Consider the following 14,077-nt stretch of genomic DNA (forward strand, 5'->3'; position numbering starts at 1 on the left):
CATGAAACCTTCGAGCGGAATCGACAGACCGCAGGCGATCGGAATGCATGCCCGACGGCGGTGGGGCGTCCTGGCAATCTGCTGCACGAGTTTGTTCGTGGTCGGATTGGACACGACCATCGTCAATGTCGCGCTGCCGACGATCGGGGCAAGTTTCCACGTCGGCATCCCTGGTCTCGAATGGGTCGTCAACGCATACACACTCGTTCTGGCGAGCTTACTGATCTCGTCCGGAGCCCTGGCCGACAGGTTCGGCCGTAGACGCGTTTTCCAGGTCGGACTGGTCGTGTTCGGAGTCGCGTCGATAGCGTGCGCACTTGCGCCGTCGGTAGGCGTGCTGATCGCCGCGAGAATTGCACAGGGCGTTGGCGGTTCGATGTTGAGTCCGGTCGCGCTCGCAATCGTGGTCAACGTGATGACCGACCCGAAGGAGAGAGCCAAGGCGATCGGCGTGTGGGCCGCGGTCTTCGGTCTGAGTATGGCCGTCGGGCCGATCGTCGGTGGAGTGCTCATCGAGAGCTTCGGTTGGCGATCCGTGTTCTGGGTCAACGTCCCGGTGATCGTGATTGTCCTTTTGTTGACTGCTGTGTTCGTGCCGGAATCGCGCGCTCCGCAGGCGCGAAGGCTCGATCTGCCGGGACAAATACTGTTGGTCGCTGTTGTGGGCGGTGCAGTGGGGCTGCTCATCGAGGGCCCACGAATCGGATGGACGTCCCCCGGTGCGGTGGTCGGTTACATCGCAGTCGCGCTCGCTCTGGCTTCGTTCATTGCTGTCGAATCGAGGAAAGCTGAACCACTCGTCGACCCTGCACTGTTTCGGCACAGACCGTTTTCTGCGGCGGTTCTCGGCGCAGTTGTGGTGTTCGTGGCATTGAACGCGACGCTGCTGCTCGGCACGCTCTACCTGCAACAAGCGCGTGGCATGACCCCGGCCACCGCGGGCGTCGTCATTCTCCCGATGGCTGTTGCAGCAACCGTGTGCGCACCGTTGTCGGGGATTCTGGTCGGACGCGTCGGGCCGCGGTTACCGCTGCTGATCGCCGGCGGCTTCACCGCGTTGGGTGGCCTGTGTCTCGTATCGCTCGACAACAACACCGGTCTTCCGACTGTGCTTGTCGCCTACCTGTTTCTCGGTATCGGGTTCGGTTTCTCGAATGCCCCCATCACCAACACTGCTGTCAGCGGACTGCCTCAATCGCAAGCTGGACTCGCTGGTGGAATCACATCCAGTGCAAGACAGTTCGGCGCTGCTCTCGGCGTCGCACTGGCCGGTGGCTTTGTCGCGAACACTGTCGATTCGGACGTCGCGCAGGCGTCACACGCGGGGTGGATGCTCGTTGTCGCGTGCGGGTTGGTGGTTCTTGTCATCGCGTGTGCATCGGCTCAGCCGACATTGGCTCAGTCAGCATCGGTTCACCCAGCACGGGTGATTCCAACTACCCCGCCCGCCCGATAGAGATGGGGGTGTAACCGATCGTCGTAACCGAACGGGGAGTGCCATGTGCCAGAACCATCAAGACGCAACACCGGCCACTGTGACGGTGAATCGCGAAGCCGTCGCGCGGTATGCCATGGAAGACCGGCAAGATTTCGTGGATGCGGATCGTGGCTTGATCGCTCCATTGCCGGGAGAGGTGTTCGGCGACGACGGTCACGTGGTGTTCGACCCGGAGGCGATGGCTTACCTCACCGACGACACTCCTGCGCCGGATACCGTCAATCCGAGCTTGTGGCGTCAGGGCCAATTGATGCGCCGGGGCGGGCTGTACCAAGTCACGGATCGTCTGTATCAGGTGCGAAACAACGACCTCGCCAACCTGACGGTCGTAGAAGGCGACGAGGGCCTGATCGTCATCGATTGTATGGCGGGCGTTGAATCGGCGCGCCAGGGCATGAAGATGATTCGTGAGCACGTCAGCGACAAACCGGTGGCGGCAATTATCTACACGCACACTCACATCGACCACTACGGCGGCGTCAAGGGAATCGTCGATGTCGACGACGTTGCGTCGGGGAAGGTACCGATCATCGCGCCAGGCACGATCGCGTCGTTCGACAAGTTTGCAATCGGTGAGAACGTGGTTGCGGGTAATGCCATGGCCAGGCGTTCGTTCTATGCGTTCGGCGGACTGCTCGACCTCGGGCCGAAGGGGATGGTTACGTGCGGGATCGGAACGATCAGCACCAAAGGTCCACTGGTCTCGTACATTTCCCCCACGGATAGCATCACCGAGACCGGAACGAGACGAGAAATTGCGGGTCTGGAGTTCGAATTCCTTTATGCGCCGGACACCGAGGCTCCCGAGGAAATGCACATCTGGATCCCCGAACTCGCGGCCTTGACCTGTGCGGAGAACGCCAATCATTCGCTCCACAACATCCAGACATTGCGGGGGGCACGCACGCGCGACGCTCGGAACTTCGCCCGATATCTGGACGAGACTCTCGAACGATGGGGAGACGACGCAGCAGTTCACTACGGTCCGCACACGTGGCCGGTGTGGGGCAACGAGAACCTGGTGCCGTTCATCGAATCACAAAGAGACACATACAAATACATTCACGACCAGGCGCTGCGTCTGGCTAACAAGGGATACACACCACTCGAAGCTGCCGAAGTCATCGAGCTACCGGAGGAACTCGGCCGTAAGTGGTACAACCGCGGATATCACGGAACACTGCACCACGACGTTCGCGCCGTCTACACCAAGGAACTGGGAATGTGGGACGGCGATCCGGTGTCGCTCCATCCGCATCCACCGGTGGAGTCGTCCAGACGGTTTGTCGATCTCCTTGGTGCACAGAAGATTCTGGACGAGGGAAAGCGGGCTTTCGATGCGGGGGACTACCGCTGGGCAGCTGAGATCCTGCACAAGTTGGTGTTCGCGCAACCGGAGAACACCGAGGCGAAGAACCTCCAGGCCGACGTCTACGAACAGATGGGGTATCAAGCCGAAGGGCCGCAGTGGCGCGGGATCTACCTGACAGCCGCCCTGGAATTACGTGAAGGCTCGCAACCTCCTCCCTACATCACGGCAAGTGAGGACAGTGTCCTAGCGATGCCCATCGACATCCTGTTCGACTTCGTCGCAGTACATCTCATCGGCGACAAGGCAGCTGACGTCGATCTCCGCATCGATTTTGTGTTCACCGATCACGACGACGAGGCATGGACGACGTGGGTCAAGCGTGGCGTTCTCAATGCCAGGCGGGGGGCGGCGTCGAACACGCAGCTGACGGTCTCGGGGCCGAAACCTGCGCTGATCGGCGCACTTCTGCAACCAGGTGCAGCGCCCGAGTTGGCTCGGGCCGGGAAAATCTCGCTCGACGGCGACGATTCGGCTTTGAAGACGCTCGGAGGGTTGTTGGATACCTTCGATCCCACCTTCAATATCGTCACGCCGTAACCCAGAGACGAAGGGAGATTTTCTCGATGTGTACGCGATTGGTTTACCTAGGACCGAACGACACCGTGATCACTGCCCGGTCGATGGACTGGAAGCTCGATCTCGGTACCAATCTGTGGGCATTTCCCCGCGGTATGGAGCGTGAAGGCTGCGCCGGGCCGAATTCGATAACGTGGACATCGTTGTACGGCAGTGTTGTGGCTTCCGCTTACGACATGTGCACGACAGATGGGGTGAATGACGCCGGACTGTCCGCAAATCTGTTGTGGCTCGTTGAATCCGAGTATCCGGAATACGACGGATCAACTCCAGGCCTGTCGATTGCTGCGTGGGCGCAGTACGTGTTGGACCGGTGTGGGAGCGTCGCGGAAGCCGTCGAGGTGCTGGCAGCGGAGCCCTTCACCATCGTGACTGCGGCCGTTCCGGGAGAAGACCGCTTGGCAACACTGCACATGTCGCTCTCGGACGCTCGCGGTGACAGCGCCATCATCGAGTACATCGGTGGCCGACAGACAATTCACCACAGTCGTGAGTATCAGGTGATGACCAATTCTCCGATCTTCGACAAACAACTCGCCGTCAACGAGTACTGGAAGCAGATCAACGGAACCGTCATGTTGCCCGGCACCAATCGCGCCGCGGATCGTTTTGCCCGTGCCTCGTTCTACGTCGACGCGGTCCCGAAGACCGACGACCCGCGTACCGCATTGGCCGCGACCTTCAGTGTCATTCGGAACGTGTCAGTGCCCCTGGGTATTTCGACTCCCGACGAGCCGAATATATCCTCGACACGGTGGCGCACCGTTGTCGATCACAAACGGGGACTGTACTTCTTCGAATCGGCCATGACGCCGAACACTTTCTGGGTGGATGTGTCGTCGATCGATCTGAGTGAGGGGTCAACCGTCCGGAAGCTCGAACTCGGGCCGGACGAGAGCACCGTATTTTCGGGGGATTCCACCGATCAGTTCAAACCCGCCGAACCGTTCACCTTTGCCGGGTTGTAGGGGCGGGATGTGGATGTGCGCTGCTGAGGTGACGGAACAGCTACCGACCGCTCGCCACTGTTGCCCTGGCCGCGTGGGGGGCTTTCGGTTTGGCATCCTCCCATGGGAGAAGTGCTTTTGACCTCCAGACCTGTCACCCGTTCAGGGCGGCGCAGGGCGAACAGTGGGCGGTCGATGCCCAGTTAGTTTCAGCGTTTTGCCGGGGTGAAGTCTCCGGGACGCCAGCTGCCGTCGAATGCTGCGGCTTCGGGTCCGTAGATACGGATGTATGCGAACCATCCGCGACCTGGAACCGTTTCCAGCCAGTTGTCCGCCGCATCGTCTGGTTGGGTCGGACCGAAGTGCAGCGTGATCTCATTGCCAGAGGTCAGAGCCGATGACAGTTCGAACAACGATCTGAGCGCTCCCTTGTTGCCGTCCGTCTGCACTTGCGAACGTGTTTGCGCGTCGTAGATGGTGACGGACCAGAAGAGCTTGCCAGGGACCGGCAGCGGGATAGTGAGTGTGTAGGCGTTGGCGCCGTCCAGGTATGTTCCGGTGTTGTCGCGTGTGGCGAGCCAATACAGCGATCCACTGCCCTCCACGCGCCGGAACATCGCCGGCGACGCGACGATGGCCTGCGCGAACCACCGCTCACGGGCTTCGAGATCGAGACCTGCGGGTGTCTCGAAGTCCGCGTTGTCGGGAACCAATCCCACCCATTCCCACTGCCGATCGGTCCAGGCGGCCTGGTCAGGGCGTGTTCCGGCGAATGCCGTCACCAACATTTGATCACGGCCGATTCGGGCGGCCTTCGTGAGTGCTGCGGCGTCGCGGTCTGTCGGTGCGAACGGGGTTCCTTTCCCGATTCCGAGTCCGTCGAGCAGTCCGTGCATTGGCCGGAACTCCTCGACAAGCGGTTCTTCCTCGAGGATGCCGTGCAGGACTCGCCAGAATTCGAGGTTGTCCTCCCACCGCAGACAGGTGCTGTCGACGGTCTTGGTGCTGGTGTCGATCACATCGAGTAGTTTGTCGGTGCCGAGGCGGTAGATCTTCACTCGGAGGAGTGCGTCCTTGGCTGCATCGAGATCGCCCCCTACCGGGAGGGCTCGTACTGCCACCAGCACTTTGAAGGAATTCGACCGACTGACGTGATGATCTGCCGGTACTTCTCCGGTGTGATCGGGGGGAAGTATGGCGTATTTTCCTCCAGCGCCCTGGTCGGGCCCGGGGATACCCATATCGGTGATCCACCTGTGGTGATGATCGTCGACGAGACCGATGTACGCTCCGGGCGGTAATTCGATGACCATCGGTCCCTCCGTGAGGTCCAAAGCCGCTGCCCCGTAGGGGGTATCGGAGTTAAGTGTGAATCCGACCTGCCGAGGGGTTGTCGCTGCAATTCCCATCGCCTTGTTGTCGTCGAAACCTAGTTCGCGGTTGCCGTTGAAAATCCCCTCAATGGACACTGTCGGGTACCAAAACCGGTAGGCGACGAGTGCGCGCTCCAGATAGGCGTCCTCGTGGGCTTTCTTCGCGGTCGCAGCGGTCGGGTAGCCCCCGGAGAATTCATAGGGTGTCTCAGATGTCGGATGTGTTTGGTCCATGCCACAGATCATCAACGGTCAGTATCGACGACGGCATCACCCGCGTCGGATGATCTCCGGAGCTCTGGCAGGCATTGCGTCCGACGCAGTGGCAGATCGATTTGCGGGGTAGTCGCGTGAGGGGCGCGCGACTCTATTCGGAGCCGCTACCCGATTCTGTTGTCACACGGAGAGTTACAGAAGTGGCGACGGCTGGGACCTCTGAAAGCTCGGCCGGAGCGACCGATGGAATGTCAACGAATTACTTGGCGGCGCTCTTGCGAGGCCGACCGCGTCGAACTGCCTTAGTCGGAGGCGTGGACTTTGCGGCCGGCTCAGCCGGGGGATCGTCGCGCCAGTGAATCTCGATTTCGATTTCGACTTCGTTGCCGTCTACCTCGATCTCGAGTTCCCACCGAACCTGTTCAGGGACAGCGATTTCAATCGAGTCGCCGCCCGATCCCAGTTCCACTTCCGAGCCGCTGGCGAGAGCTTGCCCGAGCGCGATCAGTCGCTCGGCGACTTCCGCTCGCGAGAGTGCGGACTTACTTTTGATCTCCAATTTGGGCACGATCACTCCTGACCTCGGCGGATTCATTGTTCACGGTAATTGGACCATCGAAAGATTGTGGGAGTTTCGCGCGACCGCTGATTACCGCGCTCCTGTGTGAGTTGTCATTTTCAGTCCGCTGCTCGCCGACCTGGGGATTGGATCGCGTACCGTTGCCTTTCATGGAACTGACTCGAGTAGCGGTGGGCAAGGGGTCGTGCACCGTTCGGATCGACGGACCGGTCAGTAAGCACGCGGTCCTCCTTCTTCCGGGCAAGGGCGACCCTGTCGACGTATACGACAAAGTGTGTGAACGCCTCCACAATTCGGATTTGCGCACGGTTGCGGTCGAATCGATCGAGAATCTGGACGAGAAGACGGCAGTAGTTCTGCTGGACGAGTTGAACATCGCCTGGGTGAACCTGGTGGGGCACCGCGAAGGCGCGGACCTAGCGTGGCTGTTGGCCGCACGCCAGTTCGGCCGCTTCGCGAGCTTGATTTCGGTGGATCGTGGCCATCCGTCGGCGGCCGACATCGCCGGAGTTCCGCCGGTGGAGGTGCCGACAACCATCGTGGTCGGCAGTGCTGGGCGGGCGATCGCCGACGCCAGTGGACGGTTTGTGTACTCCGATTTCCGGGTGGCCGAAGTGCCTGGCGTCGATGACATCGTGAAGTCCGCGCCCGCTGAACTCGCCACGGAGATCGTGTTGCGCACCAGCCCTTGGTAGACCCGGGAACCACCAAGGCGGGCATCCCCCGAGGGGGTGCCCGCCTTGTGCGTTCTTCCGAAACAGATGTCGAGTGTTCCTAGATGTCGAGCGTTCTAGATGTCGAGCCCGAGCAACGCGTTCTCGACGACCTCGGCCAGGGCCGGGTGGATCCAGTACTGCCCACGGGCCATGTCCTGCGCGGACAGCCCGAAACTCATGGCCTGGATGAGTGGCTGGATGACGGTCGGCGCGTGGGTTCCCATGACGTGAGCGCCCAGGAGTCGGCCCGTGCCGCGCTCCGCGATGACCTTGCAGAGACCTTCCTGATCTTCCATCGCCCAGCCGTAGGCGACGTCGCCGTACGCCTGGACCTTGACGGTGATGTCGAGTCCGGCGTCGCGCGCCTGCTTCTCCGTCATTCCGACATCGGCGATCTGCGGATCGGTGAACACCGCGGCCGGGACAAACCGGTGATCGGTGGCGCGCAGCCCGGAAGTGTCGTTCCACGCGTCCTGGAGCAGGTTGTGCTGCACAACACGCGCCTCGTGGTTGGCCACGTGCTTGAGCTGATAGGGGGAGGAGACGTCGCCGAGTGCAAAGACGCCTTCCGCGGTGGTGCGCTGGTACTCGTCGACGACGACGGAGCCGTTGTCGTCGAGTTCGATGCCGGCCTTGTCGAGGTCCAGGAGATCTCCGTTGGGCTTGCGGCCCACCGCAACGAGCAGAACGTCGCCGGAAACGACTGTGCCATTTGCCAGTTCGACGGCGATGTTCTCACCGTCCGCGCGGACCGACTGCATCGGTGATCCGAGATGCACGTCCCACTTCTTGACGGCGAGTTCGGTGAAACGCTCCGAGATCTCGTCGTCGAGATGACGCAGGAGGCGCCCACTGCGGCCGATGATCGACACGCGAGAACCCAAGGCGGAGAACACATGTGCAAACTCGGTGGCAATGAAGCCCGAGCCGACGATCACGAGGTGCTCGGGGAGTTCCGGCAAGCGCATGATGTCTTCGTTGGTGTAGTACTTCACGCCAGACGAGGCGATCTCCTCGGGAATGATCGGGCGTGAACCGGCCGCGATCACAACCTGGTCGGCAGTGATGGTCTCACCTGTGCCGGTGTTGATGGTCTTCGGTCCGGTGAAGGTGGCGTGGCCGCGGTAGACGGTGGTGTTGGGGCTGTCCTCGCTGCGGTAGCGTTCGCCGCCCGCGGAGATGGGATCGATCCGGCCGAAGACGCGCTTGACGATGTCGGACCAGCGGACGCCGTCCAGGGTGGCGTCGACGCCGAACTTCTCGGCATGCGACACCGTGTTCGCGACCTCTGCCGCGTAGACGAACATCTTGGTCGGTATGCAACCGACGTTGAGGCACGTGCCGCCGAAGGTGCCTTCCTCGAGGATGGCGATTTTCTTGCCGTCGAATCGCTCGTCGGGCAACGAATTCCCCGAGCCGCTTCCGATGATGGCAAGGTCGTAATGCGTCACTGCGCGTTCTCCTGTGTGGTGGTGTCTGCGTCTGCGGTCAGATGGCGCTCTAGCCACTCCAGCCACTGATCGAGTTCGGAAAAGGCTGTGGCCAACGGCTTCTGAGTCGAGAGGAAGACGTCGTGGCGCGCGCCGTCGATGGGAACGATGGTAGTCCGATCACCGAGGCAACCTGCCCACCGTGCGATCTGCCTCACATCCAGGACGGAATCTGCCAGGTCGACGCCGGGGTGGTACGCCCTGGCGAACTCCGATTTCTTCGAGCGCAGGATCAGCGCCGGCACACCGATGTCCAGGCCGCGGTGCAGTTGCGCGTGTCCGCCGCGCACGGCACGCATCCACCCGAACGTGACCGGGCAGCCTTCGAGCGGCTTCCAGTCGAGGTTGTAGTCCCACTCGCCGTTGGCGGAGACGTGCAGGCTCGAGCCGTACGTCGGCAAGCCCGTGCCGGGGATGACAGTCTTCGCGGACACCCGTCCCAGTGCGTCGATGGCGGCGGTGCCGACGCTGCGAACCATCGCTGGACCCTGCAGGTCGAACCACGGGCTGTTGAGCACAAGACCCGCGATGCCGTGTCCCGCGCTGCCGCCCGGCTTGCGCTGGAGTCGGTCCAGCCACAGCGGAACGATGAGCCCACCGGTCGAATGCGCCATCAGGAGCAGTTCGCTGCCGTCGGTTTCGGAGTTCACGATGCGCAGGGCCTCGTTGAGTTCGGCGTCGTACAGTGCGAGATCCGACACATAGTGAGCGGTGTGGCCCGGTTTCAGTGAACGCCCGCACTTGCGCAGATCCAGTGCAAAGAAGGCGTAGCCCTGCTCGGCAAAGTGCTCCGCCAGATGTTTCTGGAAGAAGTAATCGGTGAACCCGTGTACGTACAGAACTGCACGGTTCGCCCGAACTGCCTCGCCAGGCGGCTGATAGCGGACGAGTGTCGCGTCGACCTCACCCTCACCGTCCGGATCGGTTCCGAGAGGAATGGTCAGCTGCTGATATCCGTCTCCGAGGACGTCTGGAACCCATGTAGTCACAGATCACAATCTAATCGTCGTTTCCCGGCGGCGTTGTAGAGCACAATTGGGGGTGGTAAACGGCGCACTTACGCCCAGGTAACCTATTCGGCGTAACACAGCAGGCGGATGCGCGCACGGCTAATGACAAGGAAGTCGATTCTCCAGTGTCGAATCAGAACGCGGTAGAGACGAAGACGGATGTAGTGCTCGTAGGTGCGGGCATCATGAGTGCCACGCTTGGTGCATTGTTGCGCCAGCTGCAGCCGGACTGGTCGATCTCGACCTTCGAGAGGCTCGACGCCGTCGCAGCCGAGAGCAGCGACCCGTGGAACAACGCGGGAACCGGTCACTCCGCGCTCTGTGAGCTCAACTACACCCCCGAGAACTCGGACGGCACGGTCGACATCAAGAAGGCCGTCAACGTCAACGAGCAGTTCCAGGTGTCCCGGCAGTTCTGGGCACACGCTGTCGAGCAGGGCGTGTTGACGCAGCCCAAGGAATTCATCAACCCCATCGCGCACGTGAGCTTCGTTCACGGCGAGGCAAACGCCAAGTACCTGCGTGCCCGCTACGACGCACTTGTCGGCCACCCGCTCTTCCGTGGCATGGAGTACATCGACGATCCGGCCGAGTTCACCAAGCGCCTGCCGCTGATGGCAAAGGGCCGCGACTTCTCGGATCCCATCGCCCTCAACTGGAGCCAGGACGGCACCGACGTCGACTTCGGAGCGCTCACCAAGCAGCTCGTCGGCTACATCGGCAAGACCGGCGGCAACATGTACTTCGGTCACGAGGTCACCAACCTCACCCAGAACTCCGACAAGACGTGGACCGTCAAGGTCACCAACCGTCGCACCGGTGAAAAGCGCGTCGTGCGTTCACGATTCGTGTTCGTCGGAGCCGGTGGCGGCGCTCTGCACCTGCTGCAGAAGTCGGGCATCAAGGAAGCCAAGGGCTTCGGCGGTTTCCCCGTCAGCGGCGCGTTCCTGCGATGCACCAACCCTGAGCTGATCGACCAGCACAGCGCCAAGGTCTACGGCAAAGCTGCCGTCGGCGCTCCGCCCATGTCGGTTCCGCACCTCGACACGCGTGTCATCGGCAACAAGCCAGGCCTGCTGTTCGGACCGTACGCCGGCTGGTCGCCCAAGTTCCTCAAGCAGGGTCGCTTCACGGACTTGCCCGGTTCGGTCAAGCCCAACAACATCCTCTCGATGCTCGGCGTCGGCGTCAGCGAACTCGGTCTGGTCAAGTACCTGGTCAGTGAGCTCACCAAGAGCGAAACCGGACGCATCTGGGATCTGCGTGAATTTGCGCCCAAGGCGGAGACCAAGGACTGGGAGCTCATCACCGCAGGCCAGCGTGTCCAGGTGATTCGCCGGGCCAAGGGCAAGGGCGGCGTCCTCGAATTCGGTACCGCCGTGGTGGCTGCCGAAGACGGAAGCATTGCCGGACTGCTCGGTGCGTCACCAGGCGCGTCGACGGCTGTTCCCGCGATGCTCGACGTGCTCGAGCGCTGCTTCCCGACCGAATTCCAGGGCTGGAAGGGCAAGCTGCGCGAGATGGTTCCGTCCATCGGCGTCAAGCTCACCGACAACGAAGGACTTTTCAACCAGGTCTGGGATTGGTCCTCGAAGGTGCTCGAGCTCGATTCCTCGGCGTCAACCGATTCTCTTCCGGTCGCGGAGACCGCTGCAACTGTGTGATAGTCGCAACCATGACGGCAACAGCAGCATTGAAGCGTTCATGGGCACTCGACCTCGACAACAAGACTTTCTACGAGTTGTTGAAGCTTCGGGTAGAAGTATTTGTCGTCGAGCAGGCCTGCCCGTACCCCGAGTTGGACGGGCGGGACCTGCTGACGGAAACCCGCCATTTCTGGCTGGAGCAGGACGGCGAGGTGGTGTGCACTCTGCGCCTCCTCGAAGAGCACGACGACGGCACGAAGAGCTTCCGAATCGGTCGACTCTGCACGTCACGTGAAGCACGCGGACAGGGCCATACGACGCGATTGCTGCAAGCTGCGCTGGCCGAAGTGGGCGAAGCGCCGTGCCGCATCAACGCTCAGACCTATCTGGTCGACATGTACAGCAAGCACGGCTTCAAAGCTGACGGCGAAGAATTTATCGAGGACGGTATTCCGCACACCCCGATGCGCCGCGGTGGCGGCGAGGCGTTTGTGCTTGCCAGCTGAAACGCAGTCATACACCCGACCCAGTCGGCTCACGCAATTGTGGGCCGACTAGGGTTTTTTCGATACCGAATGCTCGCGGGGAAGTCCTGTTCGATTCAGGTGCGGTCCCGCCACTGTAAAGATCTCACGAGATCTCAGCCAGATTGCCGCGACGTTCGGATGAAGCCAAGTTCTCGGCGAGGAAACCGAGAGGTGGAGGGATGTCGACGTGCGTGTAGAAGACGATCAGGCAGCGGTGGCGGGTTTCCCGTTCAGCGCGGTAGTAGGCCAGGACCAACTGCGATTGGCGTTGATCCTGTGCGCCGTACACCCCGGAATCGGTGGCGTGCTGGTTCGCGGTGAAAAGGGCACGGCAAAATCCACCGTCGTTCGAGCCTTGACGGCTTTGCTACCGGCTGTCGACGACGCCGGTGTGACGCGTCCGGCCAGGCTGGTCGAACTGCCCGTCGGGGCGACGGAGGACCGCGTGATCGGCTCGATCGACCTCGAGAAGGTATTACGCGACGGTGAGCGCGCCTTCCAGCCCGGACTCCTGGCCGCGGCGCATCAGGGGGTTCTGTACGTCGACGAAGTGAATCTCCTGCACGACCACCTGGTGGACGTTCTTCTCGACGCGGCCGCGATGGGCCGAGTGCATGTCGAGCGGGACGGAATTTCGCACTCCCACGCCGCGAAGTTCGTCCTCGTCGGAACAATGAATCCCGAAGAGGGAGAACTGCGTCCACAGCTGCTGGATCGTTTTGGTCTGGCGGTCGACGTGTCGGCGTCTCGCGACGTGGATGTGCGGATGGAGGTAGTGCGACGACGCCTCGACTACGAGCGCGATCCACAGGCGTTTGCCCGCAGGTATGCGCCGGCCGATCAGGAACTCGCCGCCGAAATCCTTTCTGCGCGTGACAAACTGGATGGCGTGGAGCTGAGCAACCGCGAACTTCGGCGCATCGCGTCGCTGTGCGCGTCGTTCGACGTGGACGGTATGCGCGCCGATCTTGTTCTCGCCCGTACTGCCACCGCTCATGCTGCCTGGCGTGGCGGCAGCGAGGTCGCCGAGGAAGACGTACGAGTCGCAGCGGAACTGACACTGCCGCACCGCCGCCGTCGCGATCCCTTCGACGAGCCGGGCCTCGATCAGCAGCAACTCGACGACGCGATGGATCGTGCAGACGAGGATGCTCGGGCCGGCGAGCCTGAACCACCCGAGAATCCTGAAGGCGGCGAACCTGACGGCGATGAACCCGATGACGGGGGCCCTGATGATGACGGCCCCGACGATGATGGGCCGCAAGACGATCCGGACGGTCCGGGCGGGGGAGTTCGCGCCACCGATCGACCGTCTGCGCCGCCGAGCAGTGCGTTCAAGGCCAAACTTCTCGAAGTTCCTGGTGTCGGTGAGGGTGCGCCAGGCCGGCGTTCGCGCTCCACGTCGTCGCGTGGACGCGTCGTGCGGTCCACCACCGACCGCGGGCACGGTCTGCACCTGACGAGCACGGTGTTTGCCGCTGCGGAATCGCAGATTGCGCGGGGCCGGACGGAGGGCCGTCTGCGGTTGGCGCCGGCCGACCTGCGAGGCGCGATTCGTGAAGGGCGCGAGGGCAATCTGATCGTGTTCGTGGTGGACGCGTCGGGGTCGATGGCGGCGCGCGACCGGCTCTCCGCTGTGACGGGCGCCGTTGTCTCGCTCCTGCGCGACGCTTACCAGCGCCGCGACAAGGTGGCCGTTATCACCGTCCGGGGCCGCGAAGCCGAACTGGTTCTGCCGCCGACGTCGTCCGTGGACATCGCTGTTCGCCGGTTGCAGTCCATGCGAACAGGTGGCAAATCACCACTCGCAGAAGGCTTCTTGCGTGCCCGTGAGGTGATTCTGCGTGAGCGGCTCAGGGATCCGCAGCGCCGCGCGCTCATGGTTGCGCTGACAGACGGGCGTGCCACCGGCGGCAAGGACGCGCTGCACCGCGCTCGCGTTGCCGCGCACTTACTGGCCGATGCATCGGTCGCTTCGATCGTCGTGGACTGCGAAACCGGGCTCGTCCGTTTGGGGTTGGCCGCCGAATTGGCCCGAGAACTACGAGGTGGATGCGTCCGCCTTGCCGAATTGTCAGCTCAGCAGGTCGCGGGTGTCGTCCGCGCCGCCGCCTAACGTTTTCATT

At 62.2% G+C, this 14,077-nt stretch carries 11 protein-coding genes and 1 riboswitch; of the genes, 7 read left to right on the top strand and 4 right to left on the bottom strand.

Annotation, left to right across the window (positions count from 1 at the left end; translation table 11 throughout):
- The first annotated feature begins 1 nt into the window (after position 1).
- Genes KYT97_RS00565 through KYT97_RS00575 form a run of 3 tightly spaced genes read left to right on the top strand, consistent with a single transcriptional unit; the run spans position 2 to position 4,414 of the window.
- The gene (locus KYT97_RS00565) at positions 2–1,456 is read left to right on the top strand and encodes an MFS transporter (RefSeq protein WP_219111569.1); all 1,455 of its coding nucleotides are present in this window, start codon (positions 2–4) and stop codon (positions 1,454–1,456) included.
- Between the two features lie 43 nt (positions 1,457–1,499).
- Complete coding sequence (locus KYT97_RS00570; protein ID WP_045067262.1) at positions 1,500–3,407, top strand: alkyl/aryl-sulfatase; 1,908 nt, start codon at positions 1,500–1,502, stop codon at positions 3,405–3,407.
- A 26-nt stretch (positions 3,408–3,433) separates the two neighbouring features.
- The gene (locus tag KYT97_RS00575) at positions 3,434–4,414 is read left to right on the top strand and encodes a linear amide C-N hydrolase (RefSeq protein WP_045067263.1); all 981 of its coding nucleotides are present in this window, start codon (positions 3,434–3,436) and stop codon (positions 4,412–4,414) included.
- Positions 4,415–4,602: 188 nt separating this feature from the next.
- Here KYT97_RS00575 and KYT97_RS00580 read toward each other — a convergent pair whose 3' ends face one another.
- Positions 4,603–6,000 carry a DUF1254 domain-containing protein gene (locus KYT97_RS00580; protein ID WP_219111570.1) on the bottom strand — a complete coding sequence of 466 codons (1,398 nt, stop codon included), beginning with the start codon at positions 5,998–6,000 and terminating at the stop codon, positions 4,603–4,605.
- A 241-nt stretch (positions 6,001–6,241) separates the two neighbouring features.
- The gene (locus KYT97_RS00585) at positions 6,242–6,550 is read right to left on the bottom strand and encodes an amphi-Trp domain-containing protein (RefSeq protein ID WP_033235026.1); all 309 of its coding nucleotides are present in this window, start codon (positions 6,548–6,550) and stop codon (positions 6,242–6,244) included.
- 161 nt (positions 6,551–6,711) lie between these two features.
- Here KYT97_RS00585 and KYT97_RS00590 point away from each other — a divergent pair, with 161 nt between their 5' ends.
- Complete coding sequence (locus tag KYT97_RS00590) at positions 6,712–7,257, top strand: alpha/beta fold hydrolase (RefSeq protein WP_045067266.1); 546 nt, start codon at positions 6,712–6,714, stop codon at positions 7,255–7,257.
- A 95-nt stretch (positions 7,258–7,352) separates the two neighbouring features.
- Here the strand turns inward: KYT97_RS00590 and mtr are convergent, their stop codons facing one another.
- Together mtr and KYT97_RS00600 are read right to left on the bottom strand one after the other, a co-directional pair.
- Positions 7,353–8,729: a mycothione reductase gene (mtr, locus tag KYT97_RS00595; RefSeq protein ID WP_116103921.1), complete on the bottom strand. Its 1,377-nt coding sequence runs from the start codon at positions 8,727–8,729 to the stop codon at positions 7,353–7,355.
- Complete coding sequence (locus KYT97_RS00600; RefSeq protein ID WP_116103923.1) at positions 8,726–9,757, bottom strand: alpha/beta hydrolase; 1,032 nt, start codon at positions 9,755–9,757, stop codon at positions 8,726–8,728. The genes mtr and KYT97_RS00600 overlap by 4 nt, the downstream gene beginning before the upstream one ends.
- Positions 9,758–9,903: 146 nt before the next feature.
- Between KYT97_RS00600 and mqo the strand changes: the two genes are divergently transcribed.
- The 3 genes from mqo (at position 9,904) to KYT97_RS00615 (ending at position 14,067) form a co-directional block, all read left to right on the top strand.
- Positions 9,904–11,442: a malate dehydrogenase (quinone) gene (gene mqo / locus KYT97_RS00605; protein WP_116103925.1), complete on the top strand. Its 1,539-nt coding sequence runs from the start codon at positions 9,904–9,906 to the stop codon at positions 11,440–11,442.
- Between the two features lie 11 nt (positions 11,443–11,453).
- A complete protein-coding gene (locus tag KYT97_RS00610; protein WP_045067941.1) occupies positions 11,454–11,930 on the top strand; it encodes a GNAT family N-acetyltransferase in 477 nt (158 codons plus the stop codon).
- Positions 11,931–11,982: 52 nt separating this feature from the next.
- A riboswitch (adenosylcobalamin (AdoCbl) riboswitch) is annotated at positions 11,983–12,129 on the top strand.
- Between the two features lie 36 nt (positions 12,130–12,165).
- On the top strand, positions 12,166–14,067 hold the full coding sequence (locus tag KYT97_RS00615) for a VWA domain-containing protein (RefSeq protein ID WP_116104062.1): 1,902 nt from the start codon (positions 12,166–12,168) through the stop codon (positions 14,065–14,067).
- Positions 14,068–14,077: the final 10 nt, after the last annotated feature.

Origin of the sequence: Rhodococcus globerulus (genome assembly GCF_019334125.1) — a bacterium.
Taxonomy (GTDB): domain Bacteria; phylum Actinomycetota; class Actinomycetes; order Mycobacteriales; family Mycobacteriaceae; genus Rhodococcus_F; species Rhodococcus_F globerula.